This window comes from Pseudoprevotella muciniphila (assembly GCF_003265305.2).
Lineage (GTDB): Bacteria > Bacteroidota > Bacteroidia > Bacteroidales > Bacteroidaceae > Alloprevotella > Alloprevotella muciniphila.
This window is the reverse complement of the sequence record NZ_CP033459.1, coordinates 2766723-2792791: the sequence shown is the minus strand read 5'-3', so window position 1 is coordinate 2792791 and position 26069 is coordinate 2766723. Positions and strand designations below refer to the sequence as shown.

The 26069-nt window shown below is 45.6% G+C and carries 15 protein-coding genes; 6 read left to right on the top strand and 9 right to left on the bottom strand.

Annotated features, from left to right (window positions below):
• Positions 1-4704 carry a hypothetical protein gene (locus tag C7Y71_RS11285; protein ID WP_146739471.1) on the top strand — a complete coding sequence of 1568 codons (4704 nt, stop codon included), beginning with the start codon at positions 1-3 and terminating at the stop codon, positions 4702-4704.
• Between the two features lie 128 nt (positions 4705-4832).
• Here the strand turns inward: C7Y71_RS11285 and C7Y71_RS12185 are convergent, their stop codons facing one another.
• The 3 genes from C7Y71_RS12185 to ettA form a co-directional block, all read right to left on the bottom strand.
• Positions 4833-5987: a TlpA disulfide reductase family protein gene (locus C7Y71_RS12185; protein WP_111899061.1), complete on the bottom strand. Its 1155-nt coding sequence runs from the start codon at positions 5985-5987 to the stop codon at positions 4833-4835.
• Between the two features lie 88 nt (positions 5988-6075).
• On the bottom strand, positions 6076-7197 hold the full coding sequence (locus tag C7Y71_RS11275; RefSeq protein ID WP_111899060.1) for a TlpA disulfide reductase family protein: 1122 nt from the start codon (positions 7195-7197) through the stop codon (positions 6076-6078).
• Positions 7198-7219: 22 nt separating this feature from the next.
• A complete protein-coding gene (gene ettA / locus C7Y71_RS11270; RefSeq protein WP_111899059.1) occupies positions 7220-8914 on the bottom strand; it encodes an energy-dependent translational throttle protein EttA in 1695 nt (564 codons plus the stop codon).
• A 217-nt stretch (positions 8915-9131) separates the two neighbouring features.
• On the opposite strand from ettA, the gene C7Y71_RS11265 reads away from it, so the two are divergent.
• Positions 9132-12659, top strand: coding sequence for a glycosyl hydrolase family 95 catalytic domain-containing protein (locus C7Y71_RS11265; protein ID WP_226943474.1), 3528 nt, complete (start codon positions 9132-9134; stop codon positions 12657-12659).
• 83 nt (positions 12660-12742) lie between these two features.
• Here the strand turns inward: C7Y71_RS11265 and clpX are convergent, their stop codons facing one another.
• The 3 genes from clpX to tig all read right to left on the bottom strand — a co-directional run bounded on the left by clpX (position 12743) and on the right by tig (position 16166).
• On the bottom strand, positions 12743-13987 hold the full coding sequence (clpX, locus tag C7Y71_RS11260; protein ID WP_111899058.1) for an ATP-dependent Clp protease ATP-binding subunit ClpX: 1245 nt from the start codon (positions 13985-13987) through the stop codon (positions 12743-12745).
• A gap of 24 nt (positions 13988-14011) precedes the next feature.
• Complete coding sequence (clpP, locus tag C7Y71_RS11255; protein WP_111899057.1) at positions 14012-14677, bottom strand: ATP-dependent Clp endopeptidase proteolytic subunit ClpP; 666 nt, start codon at positions 14675-14677, stop codon at positions 14012-14014.
• A gap of 136 nt (positions 14678-14813) precedes the next feature.
• The gene (gene tig, locus C7Y71_RS11250; RefSeq protein ID WP_111899056.1) at positions 14814-16166 is read right to left on the bottom strand and encodes a trigger factor; all 1353 of its coding nucleotides are present in this window, start codon (positions 16164-16166) and stop codon (positions 14814-14816) included.
• Between the two features lie 272 nt (positions 16167-16438).
• Here tig and C7Y71_RS11245 point away from each other — a divergent pair, with 272 nt between their 5' ends.
• The 3 genes from C7Y71_RS11245 (at position 16439) to C7Y71_RS11920 (ending at position 20064) form a co-directional block, all read left to right on the top strand.
• On the top strand, positions 16439-18130 hold the full coding sequence (locus C7Y71_RS11245; protein ID WP_111899055.1) for a Na/Pi cotransporter family protein: 1692 nt from the start codon (positions 16439-16441) through the stop codon (positions 18128-18130).
• Between the two features lie 472 nt (positions 18131-18602).
• Positions 18603-19631, top strand: coding sequence for an IS110 family RNA-guided transposase (locus C7Y71_RS11240; protein WP_151908873.1), 1029 nt, complete (start codon positions 18603-18605; stop codon positions 19629-19631).
• Between the two features lie 292 nt (positions 19632-19923).
• Positions 19924-20064, top strand: a complete 141-nt coding sequence (locus C7Y71_RS11920; RefSeq protein ID WP_193215919.1) for a hypothetical protein — start codon at positions 19924-19926, stop codon at positions 20062-20064.
• Positions 20065-20285: 221 nt separating this feature from the next.
• Here the strand turns inward: C7Y71_RS11920 and C7Y71_RS11915 are convergent, their stop codons facing one another.
• From C7Y71_RS11915 to C7Y71_RS11230, 3 genes are all read right to left on the bottom strand, one after another.
• Positions 20286-20462: a hypothetical protein gene (locus C7Y71_RS11915; RefSeq protein WP_193215918.1), complete on the bottom strand. Its 177-nt coding sequence runs from the start codon at positions 20460-20462 to the stop codon at positions 20286-20288.
• Entirely contained in the window at positions 20462-22432 is a 1971-nt protein-coding gene (locus C7Y71_RS11235) for a hypothetical protein (RefSeq protein WP_111898776.1), read from the bottom strand. The genes C7Y71_RS11915 and C7Y71_RS11235 overlap by 1 nt, the downstream gene beginning before the upstream one ends.
• A gap of 1533 nt (positions 22433-23965) precedes the next feature.
• Complete coding sequence (locus C7Y71_RS11230; RefSeq protein WP_111898777.1) at positions 23966-24946, bottom strand: patatin-like phospholipase family protein; 981 nt, start codon at positions 24944-24946, stop codon at positions 23966-23968.
• A gap of 131 nt (positions 24947-25077) precedes the next feature.
• Here C7Y71_RS11230 and miaA point away from each other — a divergent pair, with 131 nt between their 5' ends.
• Positions 25078-26004 carry a tRNA (adenosine(37)-N6)-dimethylallyltransferase MiaA gene (gene miaA, locus C7Y71_RS11225; RefSeq protein ID WP_111898778.1) on the top strand — a complete coding sequence of 309 codons (927 nt, stop codon included), beginning with the start codon at positions 25078-25080 and terminating at the stop codon, positions 26002-26004.
• Positions 26005-26069 lie beyond the last annotated feature (65 nt).

The following is a 26069-nucleotide window of genomic DNA, read 5'->3' as shown; positions in this document are numbered from 1 at the left end:
ATGGACTATATACATCACATATTCACAAGAACATTCAGGAGAGTTCTGGTCTTTCTGATGTTGCTTGCCCTGCCTCAGATTGTCTTTGCAGACGAAATCACAGGCAATGTGAGCAATGCAGACAGTGCAGCAATGGCGAGGACAAAAGAAAATGCCATAACGCTGCAAGAGACGGATTCGACCGGTCCCAACTATATGGGCTACCGACGTGCTCTCGTGGGACGGCATTGCTCTGTGAACCGCGTTATCAGTGCTGTGAGCGTGGGAAGCGGCACTTCAGGTCTTGAGAACATCACTAACGAAGACATCGACGACTACGCCACCATCCCCAGTGTGGTAGATGCTACAGTGGCAGTAAGCCCCACCGTTAGTGTGAGGGACATGAAGTACTACTATGCTCCTGGCACAACTGCAGGATTCTGCCTTGTTGCGGGAAGTGGCGGTTCTGTGCTTTCTCTCGATCTCATCAAGACATTCCACCTATGGTTCTATTGCGATGGCAAGCGCGTGGCTGACCAAACTGTTCAGGAAGCAAATGCTGCAAGTGGAGTAAAACTTTCACTTATCGGCATACCCGGAAGTAATATGGCATGCGTTAATCTCACAGCCAGATGCCCTAAGAAGTTCGACGAAGTAGCCTTGGTTCAAGGTGGTGCTGTAGATGCATCAGTGGCATCTGCCCTACTGATTAAGTACGCTTTTGTGGGAGATGCACACGATATTCATCTCACGAAGAAAGGTATAGAAGACTACTGCCAGGAAACAGGGCATGAAAGCATGGACGTGAGTTGTAATGCTTACATGCCTTCACCGCTCGTAGGCGGTATCCCTATGCCAATGGCTAATGTTTCAGAAGAAAAGGTTATCGGTACCGACACTAACGAACGTCTTGACGAAACACTTGCATTGGTGAGTGCTGTACAACTTGCGAGTGTAGCCTTCAAGGGTCGTGTGCGCGTGAATGTACAAAATTCACAAGCCACCACAGAACTCTTCCATCCTGGCGACCAAGTGGGTTTCAAATACAATTTTGCTAATGTTGCGGATGTTTTGAAACTTGGCACATGGGTTGACATTGCGCTATACGACCGCAATGGAAACAAGGTGCAGACCACCACCATTTCGGCTGATGTGCTTGCATTGGCTATTGCATCTGGCGGCGACCAAACCTCTTACATCACAGCCGACACCGACTTCTCTGGTGCTGAAATCACATTCTATACTGCTTTAGGCGTACTGAATCTTGGCAGTGGCTTCGGTGTTTACTATGGTTTTATCCGTCCAAAGCCTGTTGTGGATCATGCATGTGAACTTAATCCCACAGTAAGCACAAACATCTGTAACAACCAATCGACGTTCCAACTGCGTATCAATCCTGAAATGAACGTGACATGGAGTGTTTACAGCCAGCCTGCCGGTGCAAATGCTCAAGTTGACGAGAATGGTTTTGTTACAGGAATGACCGTAGATGGCAAATACGTTTTCCGCGTTACAGCAGAAGATGGCATCTGCATGGACTCGGTTGTCATTAACCGTGGTGCAGAACCCGATTTCAGGAGTGTAGTAAAAGAGACCACTCTTACTGCATCGAATGGCTACGAAATGGGTATGGAATACCACCAGACGAGTGCCAACCTCATTTCTATCAGCGACATGCATGGTAGCGATGGATACAGTGATGGCACAGAGTTGCTTGACGACGACTTGACCAACTACATTGGTTACGACGGTGGACTTCAACTGGCTGGTGCAAACCGCATCATCGGTGTTAAGAAAACCGAAGGAAAAATGTACGACGGCGGCAAGGTTGATGCACACGATCCTATTCGTGTGGGGTTCGTAGTAGAATTGGAACAAAATAATCTTGGATTGAGCCTTCTTGATTTCTTCCAAATCAGATGCTACAACAATGGAACAAATGTTTACGAGCACTTAGTGGAAGATGCCAATATACTTGACCTCGGTACAATTGGCAGAAACCCAAGCAACAGAAAAAAATCCACAAAAATGCGACTCGACATTGAAGTTCCAAAAATAGATGGTAACGGAAACGCTATCGTATTCGACGAAATTCAGTTATGGAAAGATGGCGTACTCAATTTGAGTCTCGATGAGCTTAATATATACTATGCTTTCATGGATGACCCGAATGATCCCGACTGTAATTATGTTCGCGACGGCGCTACAGTAGTAAACTATGACAACTATGGTGCGAGAGTTACCATTGGAACAGAAGTCAATGTGGCGAGTGTAGGTTGTGTAACAAACAATCTGAGCAACATCATCGACATTGATGACAATTTGGAAACTTATGCCTTGGTACAGAAAACGGTGAATGCAGGTTCGCAACGCATCATCGTGAAACTCGGACGAACTGTTGATTTCCGCCACAAACTGGGTGTAGTTATTGACAATGACGTTAATGCACTTAATGTGGAACTCGGAGAAGTGCTTGAAATTGCCACATACCTCAATGGTGTAGCCACAGGAGAAACAGAAAATGACTGGGAAGTTCTCGGAACCGATTTGGTATCGGGTGGTGGTCTGCTCGTGCTGCAAATCCAACCTAAGAGCGATTTCGATGAAGTACACATCATCGCAGCAGGTGGACTTAGTGCAGACCAAACACTAAAGATTTACGGCATACTTCTTCGCAACGACATTGACAACGATGGCATACCCGACAACCGCGACGAGTCAACCTGTTCCGAGTACGCATTCAACACACCGCAGTTCAATAAGACGTGCGAAGGTGGTACACTGACCTTTACCTGTAACACCAATCCTGACACACGCTTCTACATTGAAGTGCCTGACCAGGGTGTAAACATGACACAGGTGCAGAGCGCACAGAATGGCTCTCTAACTATGAGTTTCCCTGCCATTAAATCCGGTCGCTACTCACTCTTCATTTATGATGGTGAGCAGGAACTTGTAGGTACAGAATCCTACGTGGTATATCCTCTCCAAACCACATGGAGAACCACGACAACCAACAAGGACTGGAACAACTGGAACAACTGGACGGATGGCACACCTTACCTCTGCACGAACGTTATCATGCCGAGCAATGCACGCGCATATCCTTCGCTTGACAAGTCGGTTGTTCAGGGCGACGAATTCGGCTGTGATGGAATCCACTTTGAAAGCGGCGCGGCTGTAGAGAAAGTGTTCAAACTGAACTACGACAGTGCCTGGGTTGACTTCAAGCCGGAGACCGGGCGCTACTATATGCTTGCCACACCTCTGAAGGACACCTATACCGGCGACTTCTACGTTACGGCAGTAAGTTCTGACACGCTGACAGAATACAACTACTTCAAGCCTGCCGCATCGTCCACTCTCCAGCCAGAAAACCGCTTTGAACCACGCATATATCAACGCCTATGGGCACAAACAGCAACTAACAAACTGACCGACGGCAGATATCAAACCGCAGAGTTGTTAGAGACCAATTGGTCTAAGCGCTTCAACGCTTTGGCAACACCATACACACTCGGACAAGGCTTCTCACTCTACGTAGATGCAGAAGGGCGTGAAGGCGACATGACATTGCGCCTACCGAAGACTCACACCACCTACCACTACTATTACGAAGCCAATCGCGAGCAGTCGAGCCTGACAGAAACTCTGACGCGCACTAATCCTCATCGATTCGTATATGAAGCCGATGGTTATGCACCTTCCACACTGCTGAATAAGGACTTTGGTGAATTTGGTACTCGCAGCGTTTACAGCAATGCCGGCACGATGACCATGAGTAGTGCTACAGCGTCTGCTGCTACCACAACACTCCTTGTGGGTAACCCGTTCATGAGTTATCTGAGCGTAAACAAACTGCTCGAGGCTAATCCTTCGCTGACTGGCGTGAAAGTTTACGATGGTCAATCAGTATCTTCTACGGTCAGCATAGATGGCACCCTGCTCTCGAATGCTGATGCTGCCACCACCTACATTGCTCCGATGCAGTCGTTCTACGTTACTATATCATCTGCAGCAACGAGTGTGAACATCACATTCACGGAAGACATGTTCGTTCACGCAGAGGCAGAAGAATCCTCTAACACTCCTGCTCTTATCCGCGTTACGGCAAAGAGCCGCCGTGCGAAGGCTTCCACTCTCCTACTCTCTGACGAGATGCGTGCTGCAGAGACCCTCGTTGACGAAGAAGCCAAACCAGCCTTGGCAATCTTCAGCATCGACGAAGGCAAGGCGTGCGACATTGCCTCACTGGTGGGCAAGGACATCATTCCTCTGGGTATGATGGTAACAGGTCAGGCAGACACACTGACTGTTGCCTTCGACGCACTTGGCGACGTGCCCGGCGACTATCGTCTGCTCGACAGAGAGACCGGCATGGTCTATGCACAAGGTGAAGAAGCAGTGGTGGAACTGGCAGGCAGTACCCTTGGACGATTTGCATTGGTTAAGCCTTCCGTACTGACGGCCATCAACAACATTGACATGGCAGAATGCATCAAAATCGAAGGCAACACGGCAACAGTCTGCATACCTGGCGCCAACCTGCTCAGCGCAACAGCGTACACGGTTGACGGCAAATACATCGACAGACAGCATGCTGCAACCAACAATGCCAACGGTCAGACACTTTCTGTGAAAGTTCGCCTTGCTTCCGGCGTTAACATCATACGCGTCAAGGCAAACAATGGTGAAGAACGTAGTTACAAGGTTCTTGCCAAGTAAACTTGCAGAAGTATAATATTCAAGCCTCGCTTTTCTCCTTTTGGAGATTAGCGAGGCTTGGTTTTATAGGTTATCAAGCAATTCTATCTATCGTAACATTTCTAAAATGCTTGGTTTTCCTTGCTTTTCTATTTTTTCAGTTCTTCTTCCATCAGGATTTGCTCCACTTTCTGAATGAGTTCGTCTCCTCTAAGATTGAAGGCTATTGCTCTTCCGTCGGGGCTTACGAGGATTGTGCGTGGAATTTCCGTTACTCCCATCAGCACAGCAGCTGGGCTTTTCCATGCCTTGAGGTCGCTGGCATGCAACCAATTCGGTTTGTCGATGTCGAGACGGCTGATTGCTCCTCTCCACGCATCTTCTATATTGTCGAGACTATAACTTATTATCGCGAAATTGTTGTCCTTGTTTTCTTCGTAGAGTTCTTTCAGTTTCGGCATTTCCTTGAGACATGGCGCACACCATGAAGCCCAAAAGTCGAGGAGGACAAATTTCCCTTGGTAATCGCTAAGAAATTTTTGCGTTCCATCGCTCATGGGAAGTTTTATATCAGGCAGTTCGTCGCCCACCTTGAGTTCCATCGCCCGCACATTATTCAGCAAAGAAACATAGTAGGGATGTTTTTTTAGTTTAGGAGAGATTGAGCGCACCATTCTCATTGCCATTTTCTTATTGTAGAGGTAATAGAGTTCGCGGTCCATCATAAGCGGCGCGAGCGGCGAATCGTAGTGGCGCGCGAGAAACTGTAATTGCTCACCGTATGCCACCATCAAAGCCTCTGCACCTAAACGCAACCATGCGGCATTACCCTCGGGTACAGCCATAAAGTCGTCTCCATACCTTGCTTTGAGGATGCGTGCAGAGTCGGTTTGCTCAGCCACACATTTCTTCTTGATAGCATCATACTCTCTCATGAGTTCATTGTTCGGCGTTCCGGTTGCAACGCATCCTGACGGGAAAGCCGCATCAAACCTGAGATGCACCGTTCCCGGCTCGAGAAAGAAATGTGCCGCCCCATTGTCGAATCCCGTAATGAAATAGAGGAGTATAGGGTCGTTGGGGTCCAACTGACGCGTGAAACGGAATTTTCCGTTTTTCACCTTTACAGAATCTATGGCTTGGAAGTTGTCGTATTCATCCAACGCTGTAAGATAGACTTGCGACACTTTTTTTTCTTCGAAACGCAGGGAGTCTTTAGTGAGTTCGCCCTCAATGATGCATTGCTGCGCATTGAGTCCCATCAGTGGCATTGCCATGAGGCAGCACAAGAGTGTTTTTTTCATTATAGATATATTCTGTTATTTTTTATCTCATTAAGCCTGTTCCATTCCGGTCGTTTTATGAAAATAGAACATAACTATTTTATTGTTTTTATTCGTTTTCAACATTTTGCGACAAACCGAGACGTTCTTTCACGAAATTGTCGAGCGATTCACCACGTAGTTGTGTGGCTACTATGCGATTGTTCTCATCGAGCACAAACATGGCGGGCACTGCCGTTACGCTATACTGCTGCGCTACCGGGCATTTCCATCCTTTCAGGCTGGAAACGTGCAGCCACGGCAAAGCCTGCTTATCTACAGCCGCTTTCCATGCCATTTTATCCTCGTCGAGCGATACTGCTATGATTTCCAGACCTTTGGCATGGCATTCCTCATAAAGTCGCTTGAGCGAAGGATTGTTCAGTCGGCATGGCCCGCACCATGATGCCCAGAAATCAATAATTTTCAGTTTTGCTTTCACTTCACTCATTTTCAGGGCATCTCCGTTAATATCGATCAGTTCAAAGTCCGGCGCCGGCCTTCCTTGTTCCGTCTTCGCCAGTCGGTCGATGCGTTCTTTGAGTAATCGCCCTGAAAGTGATGCTTTTGCACCTGTTCCGAGAGCATTGTAAATGCTTCGGCATTCATCAAGCAATTTGTCGCAGGTCTGTACATTTGCCCATGTGTTGTGCGCCGGCAGGAGATTGTCATTGGCTGCATAAACAGAATCGCAGAGCGCTTTTCTCATAGTTTGAAGCATGGAAATAGAATCATTCACGCGACTTGCACTTCTGAATTTACCTGCCTGTTTTAAAGAATCATATCTTGCCTTCAGTTGCTCAAGCACTTTTGCCTTCTCTGAGTCAGCCGCTTGCAGATTGTTGTAAGCATCTTGCAACGGTGCGCCCCAAATGGTGCGAAGGGCACCATCCTGAAGGTGTGCCGAGTATGCAGCGTTAGGTTCTGCCAACAATGTAAATCCACCGGCATAACCCTTTACGGCAAGTCGCAAAGCCTGTGGCTCTGACAGGGTAGTTATCATCTTGAAATAGCCATTATTGAATGGTGCGGCACAAATGGTGTCGAACTGCGATTCATGCGGCTGTGCTATGAGTAGCATTGTGCCGGAAGAAACACCCGCCACTTTGCCCGAAATTGAGATATTCTGGGCGTTCAGAAACAACGGTACTGCGCACAGTATGAGGACTAAGAATTCCTTCAAAGACTTCATGATTAAGAGCGATTCTATGGTTTTATTCCATCAGTTTTCGATAGCGTGGGCGCTTGATTTCATCCGTTCCAAGCCGCTTTGCCTTATTGATTTCATATTCGCTATAAGAGCCTTCAAAATAGAACAACTCGCCATTGCCCTCGAAAGCAAGGATGTGTGTACATATACGGTCGAGGAACCAGCGGTCGTGGCTGATGACGACAGCACAGCCCGCAAATGCTTCAAGACCATCTTCGAGTGCGCGGAGTGTGTTCACATCGATGTCGTTGGTAGGCTCATCGAGCAAGAGCACATTACCCTCCTGCTTGAGCGCGAGTGCAAGGTGCAGACGGTTTCGCTCACCGCCTGAAAGGACGCCACACTTCTTCTGCTGGTCCACACCGCTGAAGTTGAAGCGGCTGAGATAAGCCCTGGCGTTGATTTCCCTTCCTCCGAGCATCATGATTTCGTTACCTTGGCTCACCACGTCGTACACCGTTTTATCGGGGTCGATGTCGCGATGCTGCTGATCCACGTAGGAGAGTTTCACCGTCTCCCCTACTTCGAACGTACCACCATCTGCCTTTTCAAGCCCCATGATAAGTCGGAAGAGCGTGGTCTTTCCTGCGCCGTTGGGTCCTATCACACCCACGATGCCGCCTGGAGGAAGCATAAAGTTAAGGTCGTTGAAGAGCACTTTGTCTCCGAACGCTTTTTTCACATGCTGTGCCTCAATAACCTTGTTGCCCAATCGTGGTCCGTTTGGGATAAATATCTCTAATTTTTGTTCTTTCTCCTTCTGATCCTCGTTGAGCAGTTTGTCGTAAGAGTTCAGACGTGCCTTACCCTTTGCATGCCTCGCTTTAGGCGCCATTCTTACCCACTCTAACTCGCGTTCGAGCGTCTTGCGGCGTTTTGATGCCACTTTTTCCTCCTGCTCCATACGTTTTGACTTCTGTTCGAGCCAGGAACTGTAATTGCCTTTCCAAGGTATGCCTTCTCCCCTGTCGAGTTCCAGGATCCACCCTGCCACATCGTCGAGGAAGTAGCGGTCGTGTGTTACGGCTATGACCGTGCCTTCGTATTGGTTAAGGTGTTGCTCCAGCCAATCTATGCTCTCTGCGTCGAGGTGGTTCGTCGGTTCATCGAGGAGGAGTATGTCCGGTTTCTGCAACAACAGGCGACAGAGTGCTACACGCCGACGTTCACCACCACTGAGATGTGCCACATTCTCTTCCGGGTCAGGGCATCGCAAGGCTGCCATTGCGCGTTCGAGACGGCTGTCGAGATTCCACACATCGTGGCTGTCGAGGAAGTCCTGCAATTCACCCTGCTGTGCGAAGAGTTGGTTCATTTTGTCCTCGTCCTCATAGTATTCCGGCAGACCGAACTTGATATTGATTTCCTCATATTTAGCCATGGCATCAACTTCTTCCTGCACGCCTTCCTGCACCACCTCGCGCACGGTTTTCGTATCATCGAGTTGCGGCTCCTGCGGCAGATAACCTACACTGTAGCCTGGCGAGAACACAACTTGTCCCTGATAATCCTGCTCTATACCTGCAATGATTTTGAGCAAGGTAGATTTACCCGCTCCATTGAGGCCTATGATACCGATTTTTGCGCCATAGAAGAAACTGAGGTAAATATCCTTCAGTATCTGCTTTTGATTTTGCTTGATAGTCTTGGAAAGACCCACCATTGAGAAGATGATTTTCTTGTCGTCAACTGTTGCCATATATTTCTGTTTTTATACTGATACTCTTATTTATGTACTACAATTATATTGCTACAAAGGTAAGATATTTTTACTATACTTCTGCACCGCGTGCAGTAATTTTTAAATTTGAAGTAATTGCTGAAAAAGCGATTACAAAAGTTAATTAGATGACATTGCTAATATGAAAATAAAAAAAATAGTTATCTTTGCAGAAATAACTCAAACCATCATGTATATGAAAAGATTACTTACCTTCCTTCTGATGCTGTGCGGGGCTATTGCAACGTTTGCCCAGGCTCCTACATTCAGTACTACCAACGACCCCGTCTATTACAAAGTGTATTTCACAAACGGCGGTACCTACTATATTGCCGACAAGGGTGCTGGCAACAACATCCAAACGGCAGCGTCTGTTAGCAACGAAGGCTGCTGGGCGCTTATCGGTTCGGCAGACAGTTTCGTCATGTTGTCGAAGAACGGTAATTACATTTACAAGAATGGCAGTTATATGGCAACTACCTCCACTGCTTCTCAGGCAATCAGCCTGAAACTGGTTGACGGCAACAACGGCAACTATGAAATTCAGGCAGTAGGCGGCACGACCTGTTTCAACATGTGGGGCGGTGCCGGGACAGGCAAGAGCGTAGGCCTTTATAATAAAGGCGACAACGGCAACCAGTTGAAGTTTGAAGCCGCACAGTCCGTTCTTCCCACATTCTCTGACGAGACAACAGAACAATACTATTTCATCAAGTCGAATCTGGGCGCCTACTATCTGGCTGACACAGGCCTTGGAGAGCCTGTCCGCACGAGTGTTCAAGACAAATGCGACGAGCAACTCTGGAAATTCGTCGGCGACCAGGACAATTTCCAGATTGTCAATCAGGCAGGACATTACATGTATCTCGGCGGGGCAAGCCTCTCTTCTTCTGAGAGCGGTGGCGGCGTAAACAACAAGCCGCTTCGCACGCAGGCAACAGCATCTTCTACCGGTTTCCGGCTTATAGAAAGCAGTGTTGTCGGCTGTTTCCAGATTCAGCCAACTGACCAAACCACACAGGCGCTCAACGTCTGGGGTGGTTCAGGCACAGGCAAGAGTATTGGTATTTGGAATACAGGTGATACAAACAACAATTTCACCTTCGTTAAGGCAGAAGATGTTACATACAACGACTACAAAATTGATGGTGCAACAAATTTCACTCCCGAACACAAACTGACGCTTTGGTACACCTTCCCCGCTACATTAGGCAAGGTGGATAACCCATGGATGGAATATGCACTGCCCATCGGTGACGGTCAGTTCGGTGGCAGTGTTCTCGGTGGTCTGAAGAAAGATCAGATTGTAGTAAACGAGAAGACACTATGGCGTGGCAATTCCAACTCCTACTATGGTTCAAGTTCATCCTATCAGTATCTTGGCGATGTGTATGCTGAAACACTCGACGATGAAGAAATTGGCTACAGCACCAAAAATTCAGCCAAGGATTATGTGCGCTACCTTGACCTTGAAGAAGCCGTAGCGGGTGTTCAGTACAGCAGCCAGAATGGCGGCACTTACAAACACGAATACATTGCTTCCAATCCTGCCCGTCTCATCGTGGCAAGATATACAGCCGAAAATGGTGGTAAGATAAACAGGAAATTCACATTTGTAAGTTCTAAACCAGGTGGTGTTACTTCAAATACCACATATAGAAATGGTGAAGGCTACTTCGGTGGCAAGATGGCTGTTGTAAGTTTCAACGGACGTTTCCGCGTAGTACCTACCGATGGCACTTTAACTACGACATCCGATGGTATTGAAGTGCGCGATGCAACAGAAGTACTCGTATTCATAGCCGGTGGCACTGACTTCGACATCAACTCATCGACCTACGTCAGCAACACCAGCAAACTATGGAGCACTGTAAAGGGAAGGATTGATGCGGCAGTTACCAAATCCTGGGACGAACTACGCAGCGAACACGTGGCAGACTTCCAGAATTATTTCAATGCCTGCACAATGGACATCGGCGGTGAGAATACAATGGACACGAAGTCGCTTGTTGACAAATATGGCGGCTCTTCAAGTGCCACCGACCTGATGCTCGAACAACTCTACTTTGCATACGGCCGTTACCTATCTATATCATCCAGCCGCGGTGTTGACCTGCCTAACAACTTACAGGGCATCTGGGCAAACAAGAACTCTCTGCCCTGGAACAGCGATATCCATACCAACATCAACGTGGAAATGAACTACTGGCCCTGCGAGCCCACCAACATGAGCGACATGCACTTGCCTTTCCTCAACGAAATCATAAAGGAGACAGACACTTCTATCCATACCGTATGGAAGAGTCAGGCACAGCAAAGCGGCCAGTCGCGAGGTTGGACAGTATTCACAGAGCAGAACATCTTTGGACGTGGTTCTACATTCATGACCAACTACGTTATAGCCAACGCATGGTATGTTACACACCTATGGCAACATTATCGCTACACACTTGACAAAGATTTCCTTAAACGCGCTTTCCCAGCCATGCTGTCATGCACTCAATACTGGCTTGACCGCCTCGTTTTGGCAAGCGACGGCACATACGAATGTCCTAACGAATGGTCGCCAGAGCATGGACCAGGCAGTCAGAATGGTGTGGCTCACGCACAGCAACTCGTGCGCGAACTTTTTGACAACACAAAAGAGGCTGCCGAAATTCTCAATGCCGTCAGTGAAAGGCTCATGACTCAAACAGACTGGAACGACCTCATTGCAAAACGCAACAAACTTGATTTGGGTCTTGCTACGGAAACATATACAGGCGCATGGGGCACTGACCGCATCAGCACGAACACTCCAATTCTGAGAGAATGGAAATACTCCACATTCACTTCTGGTGAAAGAAACCATCGCCACCACTCCCACCTGATGTGCCTCTACCCGTACAGCCAGGTGAAACAAGGCACGCCACTCTTCACAGCGGCAGTCAACTCTCTCAAACTGCGCGGTGATGCTTCAACAGGCTGGTCGATGGGTTGGAAGATGAACCTCTGGGCACGCGCCCTCGATGGCGACCATGCCCACACCATCATCAAGAACGCCATGAAGCACTCTACGTCCTACGGCACAGACCAGTCGCGCGGCGGCATCTACTACAACCTGTTCGACTCACATGCGCCTTTCCAGATTGACGGCAACTTCGGTGCAACGGCTGGTATGGCTGAACTCCTCATGCAGAGCCACACCGACACCATCCACATCCTTCCCGCTCTGCCTGCGGTTTGGAAGAAGAAAGGTAGCATCAAGGGTATGAAGGCTATTGGCGACTTCACTGTCAGCATAGATTGGGAAAAAGGCAAAGCCACAAATTTCGATATTACCTCAAATCAGGGCACACCGCTTTATGTACGCTACACCGGTATCGGTAAGGCTACTGACATGACCATCCTCATTGATGGCGAGAAAACAGAGCCCACCATATTGAGTGATAACGTTATCAGCATACCTACATCTGCCGGTCAGACTGCAAAGGTTTACTTTGGTGAAGTTCCCACAAGTATTACAACCGCTAATGCCTCGGAGGGTACTTCAATAATGGTTAAGGGACGCACTATCAGCACAACTGACAACGTTGTCAGCATTGAAGTCATCGACCTTCAGGGCCGCAGTGTAAAAAAGTCAAGCAAAAACTACGTGAAAGTTCCCGAATCAGCCGGCAACATCGTTATAGCAAAAGTTACCACAAGAGGAGGCAACACTTTAACACGCAAGGTGGCTTTATAAATCCACCGTTCAGACATCAAAAATGTGGGAGAAGGCCTGTTACGGCTTTCTCCCACATTTTTTATAATAATTCTTTTCTATTGTTACGCTGGCTGGAAAGATTCCATATTTTTTTCGAACTGCTCTACTGCATATTCTCTCGTCAGTTTGAATTTCTTCGTCTTTTTGGATGGCAATTCGAACATGGCATCCGTCATAATTCTTTCGACTATGCCACGCAGTCCTCTTGCTCCAAGTTTGAATTCCACAGCCTTATCCACGATGTATTCGAGTGCATCATCATCGAAAGTGAGGTCGATGTTGTCCATTTTGAACAGACTGACATACTGCTTGATAATTGAATTTTTAGGTTCAATAAGTATGCTTTTCAATGCATCACGATCGAGCGGTTTGAGGTACGTCAGCACCGGCAGACGTCCGATGATTTCAGGAATTAGCCCGAAATGCTTCAGGTCTTGCGGCTGTACATATTTCATGAGGTTGTTTGGGTCTATCTTCATCGTGTTTCTAACAGAATTGTAGCCTACCACATGAGTATTCAGTCGCTGCGCTATTTTCTTCTCTATTCCGTCGAATGCTCCACCGCAGATGAAAAGTATGTTGTGCGTATCAACGTGTGCATAATCCTGATCTGGGTGCTTACGTCCTCCCTTTGGCGGCACGTTGACCACACTTCCTTCAAGCAATTTGAGCAATCCCTGCTGAACACCTTCTCCACCCACATCGCGTGTGATAGAAGGGTTATCCTGCTTGCGCGCGAGTTTGTCTATCTCATCAATGAACACAATGCCTCGCTCAGCACGCGCCACATCGTAATCACATACCTGCAAGAGTCTTGAGAGTATGCTTTCGACATCCTCTCCCACATATCCTGCCTCGGTAAAGACGGTAGCATCAACAATAGTAAAAGGCACATCGATGAGTTTTGCTATGGTTCGTGCGAGCAGTGTTTTTCCCGTACCCGTAGATCCCACCATAATGATGTTCGATTTCTCTATTTCTACGTCGTCGTCTGAGATGATGCCTTCATCTCTCTGAGCGAGCCTTTTGTAGTGATTGTAGACTGCTACAGAAAGTGTGATCTTTGCATCGTCCTGTCCTATTACATATTGGTCGAGGAATTCCTTTATTTCTTTTGGCTTAGGTAGTTCTTTCCTGTCTATTTTATTGGAATACTGCAATTTATTCTCGGAGAGATATTGGTTGATGATTGAGTGAGCATTGTCCACACAATCACTACAAATAAATCCATCGAGTCCTGTCAGCAGTAGCGCTACTTCACCTTCGCTTCTTCCGCAAAAAGAACAACGTTTTTTTTGTTTAGGCATTTTGCTTACTATAATAGAGTCGTGTTACTCATTCTTGACGAGCACTCTGTCAATCATACCATATTCCTTTGCCTCCTGTGCTGTCATCCAGTAGTCGCGGTCGCTATCTGCCCAGACCTTGTCGAAGTCGGTGTGCGAATGATCTGCGATTATGGTATAGAGTTCCTTCTTCAACTTCTGTATTTCCCGAGCGGTGATTTCTATGTCGCTTGCCTGTCCCTGTGCACCACCCATGGGTTGGTGGATCATCACCCTGCTGTGTGGCAATGCTGAACGTTTGCCCTCTGCTCCTGATACGAGGAGCACTGCCGCCATTGATGCCGCCATGCCTGTGCAGATGGTTGACACCTCGCTGCCAATGAACTGCATGGTATCGTAAATACCCAGACCTGCATAGACAGATCCTCCAGGGCTATTGATGTAGATGCTTATATCCTTTCCCGGCTCTGAAGAGTCAAGAAACAGCAACTGCGCCTGCAGTGTGTTTGCTGTATAATCATCGATTGGCGTACCCAGAAATATGATTCTGTCCATCATCAGACGCGAGAACACGTCCATCTGTGTAACATTGAGTTGCCGCTCCTCCAAGATGTATGGATTAAGATACTGATTTTGCATGCTGATGACATCATCGAGCACCATGGAATTCATGCCGAGATGTTGTGTTGCAAATTTTTTGAATTCATTCATGTTTATAAAGATTTATGTTTTTGCAAAAATAAGAGTTTAGCATTGAAAGGCTACATTTTATACTTCTTACAATTCTCGTGCCAAAACGAGTAGCAAGAAATGCCTTTCAGTGCCAAACTCTAAATCTTACTTATTGTCAGTCGTTTTTGAAGAGGTCGTTAAATTCTTCTATAGTAACCTTCTTACGCTTGAGTGTAACAACGTTCTTCAACGCAGTTGAAAGTTTAGTTTCGAGGGCACGATCAATCAATGCAGTTCTTTGATTATCATCCTTTAGCATTGTTTCTGCATAGTTTTCGATGTATTCATCAGGTATTCCTGACATGCCATACTGTGCAAACTGGAAACGTGCAGCCTGCATTGCCGTTTGTTTCAGTTCTTCGTTTTCGAGTTTTACTCCACAGTCCACGAGCAGGCGATCGCGCATGAGTTGCCATTTCAAGGCATCTACACTCTTTGCCAGTTCTTCGTCTGTTATTTCCTTTTCTTCTTTAGATGAATCCTTTATGATGCGGCGGAGCAAGTCGTTGTCAAACTCAAGTTGTCCTACTTTGTCAGAAGCATACTTACGTACGTCGAGCAGGAAGCGATAGTCGCAGTCGGCAGCCATCTGTTCTCCCATTTCTTTCTTTATACGTTCGCGGAACTCTTTCTCATCCTTTACGGCACCTTCTCCATATATACTGTCAAAGAGTTCCTGATTTATTTCAGCGGGGACCATGTGAGAGATTTCACTGATTTGATAAGAAAAATCACCCTTATGATTGTCCACATCTTCTTTTTCAATTTTGAGGAGCGACGAGAGTTCTGCACTGTTATTGTCGTAAGCCACGGAGGGGTTGATGACTATGACGTCTCCTACTTTTGCGCCATCGAAAAGTTTTTTCTGCTCTTCGTTGCTCATATACTTAGGCATCAATGATGCCGACTCAATGTCTATTCCACCTTCTTTTGGTTTATCGCCTTCCATTTCCACAAGTGCGCCTCTCAGAATATCACCATCGGTGTAGGTTTCAGCCTTCTCCGGGCGTGAAGCGCGACGTGCAAATGCCTGTACCTGCTCCTCCACTTTTTCATCGCCTATTTTGATGTCATAGTAAGGTATTTTGTCGTCAGCAGAGAGTTTGAGTTCAAATTCGGGTGCCAAAGCAATGTCGAAAACAAATTCGAAATCGTCCTGTGCATCTATATCCTGCGGTGTCTGTTTGTCGCTTGAAAGCGGATGACCGAGCATAGGCACTTTATTCTCGTTAAGATACTTATAGAGTTCATCGTTAACCAAACGTTGCACCTGTTCTGCCTTGATAGCGGGTCCTACCCTCTTTTGTATGATTGACATCGGTGCATTTCCAGGGCGAAAACCTGGCACCTGAGCATTCTTTCTATAATTTTTAAGTTCTTTTTCTACTGCCGGCTGATAATCAGCCTTTTCTAAACTTATTGTGAGCAAACCGCTCGCATTTGTAGGTTTTTCAAACGAAACGTTCATGTTGTCTGTTTTATTTTACTTTTTTTGTTTCAAATTTTATCGAAATGCAAAGATAGTTGTTTTTTTTCAAACGTGACATATAATTCTGTTGATACTTACTTATTTAAAAATATTTGTTAACATTATTGTTAAGAAAATATAATATTCTTCTTTTTAGGATTAAATTTGCAACTGAATAATGAAGCGACTTTTAAAGTGGCAAAATAGTGTATTTAATTTTGCCAAAAAGTCTCTTTGAAATAATTCAGGGCATAAAACAATAATTTCAACTTATGTGGATTAACATTCTTACGCTTCTCGGTTCGTTGGCACTACTCATGTTCGGCATGAAGCAAATGAGCGAGAGTCTTCAGAAGATGGCCGGTAGCCAGTTGCGTCATGTGCTCGGCACAATGACTAAAAACCGTTTTACCGGCATGCTGACAGGTATTTTCGTTACAGCGAGCGTTCAGTCCTCAACGGCTACAACGGTAATGACTGTATCATTCGTGAATGCAGGTCTGCTCTCATTGGCACAAGCCATCAGCGTCATCATGGGCGCCAATATCGGCACCACACTGACAGCGTGGATCATGAGTGCCGGCTTGCTGTTCGACATCAAGACGCTTGCATACATCGGATTCTTCCTTGCCATCATTCTCATCTACTCAAAGAAACGGGGAGTCTTGGGCGACTTTATTTTTGGTTTAGGATTTATGCTTTTGGGATTAGGCACTCTTAAAGCCACAGGTGCCGACATGCACCTTGAGCAAAATCCGAGTGTGATTGCATTTTTCCAGACGTTTGATCCACAAAGTTTCTGGACCACACTGATATTCCTTCTTATCGGTAGTGTTCTGACGATGTGCGTACAGTCGTCTGCCGCAGTGATGGCAATTACGATGATACTCTGTTCGAGTGGTGTCTTGCCCATCTATCAGGGTATTGCTCTCGTTTTGGGTGAGAATATCGGAACAACTGTCACATCGAACATCATTGCTCTCTCCGCCAACACACAGGCGCGTCGTGCTGCATTGGCCCACATGTTCTTCAACGTATTCGGTGTCATCTGGGTGTTGATACTTTTCCGCCCGTTTGTAAACATGGTATGCGGCATGGTCGGATGCGACCCGAACAACGTGGCGAACAAGGAGATGCTTACCGTAGTCTTAGCGGCATTCCACACCACTTTCAACGTGGTAAACACATTCATTCTTATCTGGTTCATTCCACAGATAGAAAAGTTTGTTTGCCGCGTTATCAAGCCGAAGAAAAAGAAAGAAGACGAGGACGACTTCAAATTGCAGTTCATCAGTACTGGTATTTTGGAAACGCCCGAACTTTCGCTACTTGAGGCCCAAAAAGAGATTACCTACTTCGGTGAGCGCATGCAGAAGATGTTTGGTCTTTGCCAAAGTTTGTTGGCACTGAAGAATGAAGACTTTGTGAAGATGTTTACTCGCATACAAAAGTACGAAGACATCAGCGACCGCATGGAAATTGAGATTGCACACTACCTCGACCAAGTCAGCGAGGCTCACCTGTCGCCAGAAACGAAGGGTAAGGTTCGCGCCATGCTTCGCGAGATCTCCGAGTTGGAAAGTATTGGCGACTCTTGCTTCAACATTGCGCGCACCATCAACCGCAAACTCGCCGGCAACGAACACTTCACCATCGAACAGAAACAGCGCATGCATCAAATGTTCCTGTTGGTTCGGACCAGTCTTGAACAGATGAACGAATTGCTTTCGGGTCGCAAGAGTGAATTCGATGTTAACCGCAGTTTCAACATTGAGCATGAAATCAACAACTACCGCAACCAACTGAAGAGTCAGAACATCAGTGACATCAACAACCACGAGTACGACTATGCCATTGGAACGATGTACATGGACGTGATTAGTGAATGCGAGAAACTTGGCGACTACGTCATCAACGTTGTTGAAGCCCGAATGGGCAGCAAAAGACCTTTGTCTTACTCATAAAGAAACAACATTATCATAACCATTAAGGTGCGTCAGAATAGGATTTTCCTATAGTTCTTGACGCACCTGTTTTTTAGGGGCGTTCTTTCTCTGTTCCAGTTTTTTTACCGGACAACAAAGATTTTCATACGATTATATTTGTATGATTTGAAAAGATTTGCAGGATTTCTCGCCTTTAGGCGATTTCTTTAATATTATTGTTGTCCGCCCTAACTTTGCAGCGATGAAAGTTTTTAATCAAACTATTCATCGCTGCACGGCTTTCATTACCTTTGTCGTAGTAAGGTAACGATTGACCGCCAGGGAGATAGTCAATGGTGTCCGCTAGGTTTTGAGCCTATTCTTAGTTGTTGGCCTCCCTGGATTTTATTAGTTGAAAGTCAATTAGGAAGTTAGGTTTGAAACCTATTTAGGGTGGTAATTCCCAACTAATTACGGTCAATCAAATGTAAAATTCAAGTACGACAAAGGTATGAAAAAGATTTTTATCGGCATTGATGTTTCTAAAGAAACTATTGACGTGAGTTTTGTAGAGTCGGATTTCCAGCAGCAACCGAAGTATCTGGCACAGTACCCGAACAGCAAGAAAGGCTACCGCTCAATGGTCCGCGACCTGAAACATGCTCTTCGTGACACCAATACTGGGCAATGGCTGTTCTGCTGCGAGACCACGGGCGCATATGACAAGCAGATGTGCCACTGGTTGGTTGAGAATGAGATGCACGTTTGGCGAGAGAGCGCACTCCAAATCAAACAGAGTTTGGGCATTCGTCGAGGCAAGAATGACAAGGCGGACTCTATGGCCATAGCCGACTATGCTCGCAGACATCCCGATAAAATCAACTTTTTCAAAATACCAAACAAGGAACTGGCCGCGCTGAAAGACCTGTTCATGTATCGCCAGAACCTTGTGGATAAGCTAAAAGGTGTCAAGAACCGCCAAAAAGCCATGAAAAGCCAAGGCGATGCCGTCAGCAAAGCAGCCAAGTTCATCTGCCGCGACACCAATAACGAAATAAAGCGGCTAGAACGCAGCATTGCTGAGTGCGAAAACGCCATGATGGAGGTAATTCGTTCAGACGAACAACTAGAAAGAAATTATGAACATGTGAAATCCATCAAAGGCTTCGGACTGGTGGTCACTGTCGCCCTGATGGTTTTCTCAGGAAATTTTCAAAACATCCCGACAGCCAACAAGATGGCCACATACTGTGGGGTCGCCTCTTTCCGCAACACCTCTGGCACAACTATCAACTCAAGACAGGATGTGAGACACCTAAGCAATCGCAGACTCAAAGGCCTGCTCTCTATGGCTGCCAGAAGTGCCATCCAGCACAATGATGCCATACAACGATACTATCAAAGGAAGATAGATCAAGGAAAACTGTACGGTGTAGCCATTAACAATGTCAAAAACAAACTAATCCACATCGCTTATGCGTTGGTAAAAAGCAATCAGGATTATCAAACAGAATACATGTTCAATGAAGATGCCGTTTGAAGACGTTTAATCATCAACTATGAAAAAATACAATAGGGTGCCCAAGCCAAATGGGAAGTTCACAGACAGGCATCTACACGGCAGATAAGATAATTTATGTGCCAAATTCAATAATGTTGCACTTTCTGACGAAAAATTTCATCAAAATACTTGCACAATATCTTAGGAAGCTAAAACGGGCTGAAAGTCCGTAAAGCCCATAGCCCAGGGCAACGCCCTGGGGGATAAGGTCAATGGCAATGGCGCACTGTAAGTGCAAAAGCAGAAACGAGATTAGCATTTATTTAATAATATGGCTTTTGTCCTTTCAGGACGCAAATACTCATACGTCCATATACCCAAGGCGTTGCCTTGGGCTATGAGCAGTAAGGCTTTCAGCCTAATTCAGAGCACTAAAACGGACGCAACAAAGTCAAAGAGTAAGCCCACATAGATTACACCACCCATAAAACACCCAAACAGAATGGCTTATGACTATGTCCATAAAACTTTTACCGGACACCAAGTAAAAAAGAACAGCGCTTCACAGCGCCGTTCTTCCTGACGGGAATCCTCTGAATAATTCCCGGAAAAAAACATAACTCTAAAAAATATTTATATAGTAATTGTCATTTATGAGAAATACTCGTTTCCTGTGAAAGGACTTTCCTGTTGTCAGTCCCAATAGCCGAAGCGATTGGGTGTTTCATCTTCCTCTTGCCAATCTGCTGTGTCGAGTTCTTTCTTACGACTGAAGAAGTCGCCTGTGTCAACACTGAAATTCATCAATGGTTCGCCCGGAAGTATAGGAATGATACGCATTGACGGACGTTGATAAGTTTTCTTTTTCATTATTTAACCTCCTTGTTCATGTTTATTATATAGTTTATCAGCGAAGTAACATCTGTAACGCTAATTTCGTTGGAGACGCCTTCGTTTGTGTTGTCTTCTGAGTTGTTGAGTTTATTGCTTCTTGCGGCTGTTGTGTTGCCGTTGATGATGCTGTTGATCATAGCAGTGATATCCGTTACGTCAACATTTCCGTCTTTGTTGAAGTCGAAACTGTTATTTTCAGAAAGTGTCTCAATCAGTTCATCGTCGAACGAGAAGAGAAGTCCTGAACTGTTGTTGGGTTTTACACCTGCGTTTTGAAGTGTTTCCATTGGAATGAATACACGGTGTGCGGGGATTGACGTGCGGCTGGATGGCCAGAAGCCGATGCGAGACTCTGAGGTATAGCCTTCATCGCCTGTGCCGATGAAACGTCCGCGACCGAGAGCGAGCACTCTGTATTTTTCCGGATTGCCTGCAGAGTCCCTAAGCACAGAGTCCTTAAGCGTACCTCTGAGGATGTTGTCGTCAATGAGGTGGCTGCCGTCAGATGCTCTACCGAGTGGCTGTGCTATGCCGCCGTGGTTGTTACGGTCGAACGAGAAGAGACCTGTTTCAGTATTGCTCTTTATATATACCGGTGTTAAGGCAGGAATGACCACCTCGCTTGCTCCCTCGCCTGCTACAAGTGGAATCAATTCCAACTGGTCTGCAGTTACTTTTGTTTGTCCACCTTCTGCTGTGCTGTAGATTTTATCTTTCTGTATCTGGATGCTCTTGGCGATGTAGGCTGTGGTTCCGGCAGGAACAATGGCATCGTAGTCCAGATAGATCGTACCGGAGTAGAAAGGTGCATTACCTTCTCCAACAGAATGATTGTCGGCACTTGTCGGGTTTACGTACATCACGTAGGGGTAAGTCGTTACCGTTACGTTGTCCGCTTTCTTGCCTTTGGCAAGGCTACCGCCGAGTGTTTCGTCCCAGTTATCGCCGAAGAGCGCGTATTGGTATTTCATTTGTTTGCCGTAGAAATCCACATCCGCCTTGGTCTGTGCGCCGCCGCGGGCATCGTCGCTTATGTCGTGGAGAACCAGATAGGTCTTGCCGTCGCGCTTTATGACTTTGTTGCGTGTCTTGTCAAAACCGCTGCCGGTCCATGTGCCGAAATATTGGTCCATGTGAGTGTCGGTAATCGTGCTGTTGTTGGCAATGGTGGGTGTTACACCGTTGGGCAGTTCGATGCAGACTTTGTTGCGGTCGAACACTTTTACGTCCTTTACGGCACGCTGTATATAGGCTTTCACGCCACTGGACGTAAGGCTTGTGCAAGTGCTCAGATCCAAGGATGTCAAGGCATTGTTCTCACATTCGAGGGTTGTAAGAGCGGTACAGCCTGTGAGATTGAGCGTGTCGAGCAGACGTACATTATCGCCACCCTGTCCGTTGCAAAGAAGTTTTTTAAGACGAGAGCATCCAGACATATTAAGTGATGTCATCTTGTTGCGCGAGAGTTGGGCTTCTTGCAAATAGGTCAGGTCAGAGCAATCAAGCGTGGACAAACGGTTGTTGTTGGCTGTAATTAACTTAAGATTTACGTTGTTTGACAAGTCAAGCGAACTCACTTTATTGTTTGACATACGCAATTCCTTGAGATCTACACAGGTTGTGACATCAAGTTCGGTAAGTTTGCAGTTCCAACAAGAAAGTTTCTCAAGGTACCGCGCACCGAAAGTAAGGCTTTCTAACGTACCATTTTGAGAACAATCAATATAGTTTTCTCCGCAATATAAATTTGCACGTGAACTTACACCTTCGTCACCATCAAATTCATAATAAACGGTTCCAGGATAATCGTAATTGAGCCAACCCAAATTTCCAGGGTTTCTACGATTAAAGAATGTTCCAGGAATCGTCAGCGATGAAAGATTGTTGCGTTGACACTCAACCACATTCAAAACGGCATTCGCATTAAATGTGATTGACTCCAACATATTGTCGCTACAATAAAGTTGTTTTAGATGTCGACATGTGCTTAAGTCAAGTGTTGTTAAATTATTTTCCTTACAATTCAGATAAAGCAATCTGGCACACCCTGTTAAATCTAAATTATCGAGATTAGCATCCTTGCAATCTAAATATACTAACGTTTGACAATCTGTCATATCCAACTTTGTAAGGTTTGTGCCATTTAATATCACATGCCTAAACAAAGAATAAGTAATATCTAATTCTTTTAATGTTGTGTTATTGCTGAAATCTAAAATACCACAATTAGAGTCTGTCGTATTGCACCCTCTTAAGTATAACTTCTTAAGTTTTGGGAAACACCTCATAATTAAGGTATAGTGGTAGGCAGGTACGTCCATCTGACTTTCAGGAATATCTGGCACATAGTATGTAGGATCAGTAGCCTTCTTTGCCTTTTCTTCGTTTAGCCATGTACGGAAAGCATCAGTAAATCTTCCAGCACTACCGACTTCATCATAACGTTCAAGAAGGGTATTATTATCCAGATACAACTCTTCTAAGTTCTTAAAAACATGAAGACCTTCTAAAGAAGAAATATTAGGTACATTCCAGGGGGACATTCCATAAGTAGAACCCCTCAAGTCTAAACTTTTGACAGCCAATGCCTCTTCTTCAGTTATTATTAAATATTGCATTTTAGGAATTCCCATCGTTTCAATAGAAGGATATCCGAGTGCCCTTATAATTCTGCCTCGAAGTGTATTGCAGGGGAAATTACAGTAAGAAGATCCTCTCCAAGTTATGGTAAAAAAAGCAGTTGAACTATTAGAGAGATAATACCCATAAACATAGAAAAATTTTGTTCCTTGTGGGACAACTACAAGGTCATTGGGATTTTTAGTAACTGGGTTAATGCGTTGTATAGTGCCGTCGGACACTTCCCATTTTACAGCCTGCATACTCTTCGGCACAACGAACAATGCCGAAAGCAATAAAAGAGTAAGGATTTTTTTCATAATGTTTTTATTTATTTTGTTTTTATATTTTTTGATTATTCGGATTGCTATGAGTGATCGGATGCTATACGGCACAAAAAATTACCAAGTTCCCTCGTGCTGATACACACGAAAACCGGCGAGTTATCGCTTGTATTTAATTTATAATTTGTCGAGCCGAAATAGCCTTTATATTCACATTTCGTAGAGAGAGAGAGAGAGAGAGAGAGAGAGAGAGAAAGAGAAATTCATTGCAGGCTCTGGCTTAATGCCTGGAGACACGACAAAGAAGTCATCTCTCCGCATGATTTGCGGAGGCGTCTGCGCTGATATCTTTTGGGGTCGCATGGCTTTGGGCGCGGTCTGAGTGGCTGCGTAGAAAGTCCTGTGGCTCATCTCTTCCGTCTATAAGTTATGTTTAGTTTGTTTTTTTACTTATTATCTGTTTTTAGTTATTTGACTTGCAAAGTTACAGTTACTTTTCAAAACAAACAATTTTTTTTGACATTTTGTGAAGAAACCACGAATTCGTGGTTACCTTTTTGTCAACTGTCAACTGCTCTATTTTTTGGCCTTGCGCACTTGTTTTGCAAATTTCTTGATTTGCTTGAGATTTTTTCTTGCATATTGTTCCCCTATCTCTATCATTTCCGCTATTTGTTTTTTTGAAAAACTCTCCACACTATAACCTTCTAACGGCGGATTGAGATATAAGTCTGCATTGGGGCGATTTTGTTCGTACTTCGGTCGGTCGGAAATATCAAACTTCAGACGCACCTTGTCCCAAAAAGATTCTTCGCGCTTGAGGTCTGCACCTTTCACACTTAAGTCTATGGCAATAACGAAGTCCGCCCCCATATCTCGTGCCACATCCACGGGCAAATTGTTTACTATACCACCATCAATGAGTTTCATTCCGTCTATTTCCACTGGGGTAAAGAACAACGGTATGCTCATACTGGCACGCATGGCAAGCGGTATAGATCCATGGTCGATGTGGACTTCCTGCTTGCTCCGGACATCGTATGCCACGGCTCGGAATGGGCGTTGCAAGCTGTCGAATGAAGCCACACTATCCGGATTCGGTATGACCTGTTCGAAGAACGTCATAATATTCCTTCCTTTTACAAATCCGAAACCGGACATATCGTCAAGTGCCTTCGACTTGTCTTTGTTGGTATTCTTGTTTTTCCATAGCGGACGCCCAAAGACATGAGGCACATTGTTCTTAAAGGAAATGATGGAATGGTCGTCTTTATCTTCACGATCGCTAAAAAGGTAGCCCCAATCCTGACACCTGAAAAGCGAGTCCATCTGTTCACCTGTATATCCAACTGCATACAATGCGCCACAGATAGAGCCTATGCTGGTGCCTACGACCATATCTACAGGTATTCCCTCTTTTTCAAGAACTTTTATCACTCCAACTTCTGCAGCCCCTTTTGCACCACCTCCTCCAAGGACAAGCGCCACTTTGGCACGTTGCGCCCCCATGGACACCGTTAACAATGCGAGCAGAAAAAACAGAAAAAACTTTTTCATTTCTATACCACTTATATTTCGCGCAAAATTAACGGATAGAAGACAAATAGGGCGGATTTTCACATTTTTTTTGTATAAACGATGTGTAAAACGTCTTTGTGAAGTAAATTTGCGTTGTCAATGTGTTTCTCATGGCAAGTCAATACGATTTTACAACCATACTCGGTCCTACGGCTTCAGGCAAGACAACACTTGCTTGTCGTCTTGCACATAAGACGGGTGCAGAAATTATCAGCGGCGACAGCAGACAGGTTTATCGCGGCATGGACATAGGCACTGGAAAGGATTTGTCAGACTATGTGGTAGATGGCAAAGCCATTCCTTATCACCTCATCGACATTGTCAATCCCGGCTACAAGTACAGCGTGTATGAATATCAACGCGATTTCCTCTCTGCATACAATGACATTAAGTCGCGCAACAAACCTGTGCTACTTTGCGGGGGCTCCGGTCTTTACTTAGAAAGTGTCATAAGGAGTTATCGCCTTTCTCCGGTTCCTCCTAACCCTACCCTGCGTGAAGAACTGGCTGACAAGAGTATTGAAGAACTTACAGAAATTCTCAAAAGATATAAGACACTCCACAACACAACAGACATAGACAGTCCTCAACGTGCCATACGCGCCATAGAGATTGAAGAGCACTATCTGAGAGAGCCTCTCGACCTACGAAGTTTCCCTCAACTCAACAGTCTTAACATAGGTATCGACGTTGATCGCGACGTTCGCCGTGAGCGCATCAGCCGCCGTCTGAAGCAACGGCTGGAGGAAGGCATGCTTGATGAAATTCGCAGGCTGCTCGACAGCGGTATCGCTGCAGAAGACTTAATTTACTATGGTTTAGAATACAAATACCTTACACTTCATGTCATTGGTCAGTTGAGCCATGATGAGATGTTCAGACAATTGGAAATAGCCATTCACCAATTTGCGAAGCGTCAGATGACATGGTTCCGAGGTATGGAACGACGGGGTGTAAAGATTCATTGGATAAAAGAGTCGCTCAGCACTGAAGAAAAAATAGAACAAATAATGGCACTTGCTATTTCTCAAGAATAAAAACTTGGCAAGGCTGGTGAGTAGGAGTTAAAACTATCTCCTTGCGAAGAAAGAAAAATTGAAAA

Coding starts and splice junctions, on each gene's coding strand:
- C7Y71_RS11285 (WP_146739471.1), top strand. CDS start 1: ATGGACTATATACATCACATATTCACAAGAACATTCAGGAGAGTTCTG.
- C7Y71_RS12185 (WP_111899061.1), bottom strand. CDS start 5,987: ATGAAAAAAACACTCTTGTGCTGCCTCATGGCAATGCCACTGATGGGA.
- C7Y71_RS11275 (WP_111899060.1), bottom strand. CDS start 7,197: ATGAAGTCTTTGAAGGAATTCTTAGTCCTCATACTGTGCGCAGTACCG.
- ettA (WP_111899059.1), bottom strand. CDS start 8,914: ATGGCAACAGTTGACGACAAGAAAATCATCTTCTCAATGGTGGGTCTT.
- C7Y71_RS11265 (WP_226943474.1), top strand. CDS start 9,132: ATGAAAAGATTACTTACCTTCCTTCTGATGCTGTGCGGGGCTATTGCA.
- clpX (WP_111899058.1), bottom strand. CDS start 13,987: ATGCCTAAACAAAAAAAACGTTGTTCTTTTTGCGGAAGAAGCGAAGGT.
- clpP (WP_111899057.1), bottom strand. CDS start 14,677: ATGAATGAATTCAAAAAATTTGCAACACAACATCTCGGCATGAATTCC.
- tig (WP_111899056.1), bottom strand. CDS start 16,166: ATGAACGTTTCGTTTGAAAAACCTACAAATGCGAGCGGTTTGCTCACA.
- C7Y71_RS11245 (WP_111899055.1), top strand. CDS start 16,439: ATGTGGATTAACATTCTTACGCTTCTCGGTTCGTTGGCACTACTCATG.
- C7Y71_RS11240 (WP_151908873.1), top strand. CDS start 18,603: ATGAAAAAGATTTTTATCGGCATTGATGTTTCTAAAGAAACTATTGAC.
- C7Y71_RS11920 (WP_193215919.1), top strand. CDS start 19,924: ATGGCTTTTGTCCTTTCAGGACGCAAATACTCATACGTCCATATACCC.
- C7Y71_RS11915 (WP_193215918.1), bottom strand. CDS start 20,462: ATGAAAAAGAAAACTTATCAACGTCCGTCAATGCGTATCATTCCTATA.
- C7Y71_RS11235 (WP_111898776.1), bottom strand. CDS start 22,432: ATGTTGGAGTCAATCACATTTAATGCGAATGCCGTTTTGAATGTGGTT.
- C7Y71_RS11230 (WP_111898777.1), bottom strand. CDS start 24,946: ATGAAAAAGTTTTTTCTGTTTTTTCTGCTCGCATTGTTAACGGTGTCC.
- miaA (WP_111898778.1), top strand. CDS start 25,078: ATGGCAAGTCAATACGATTTTACAACCATACTCGGTCCTACGGCTTCA.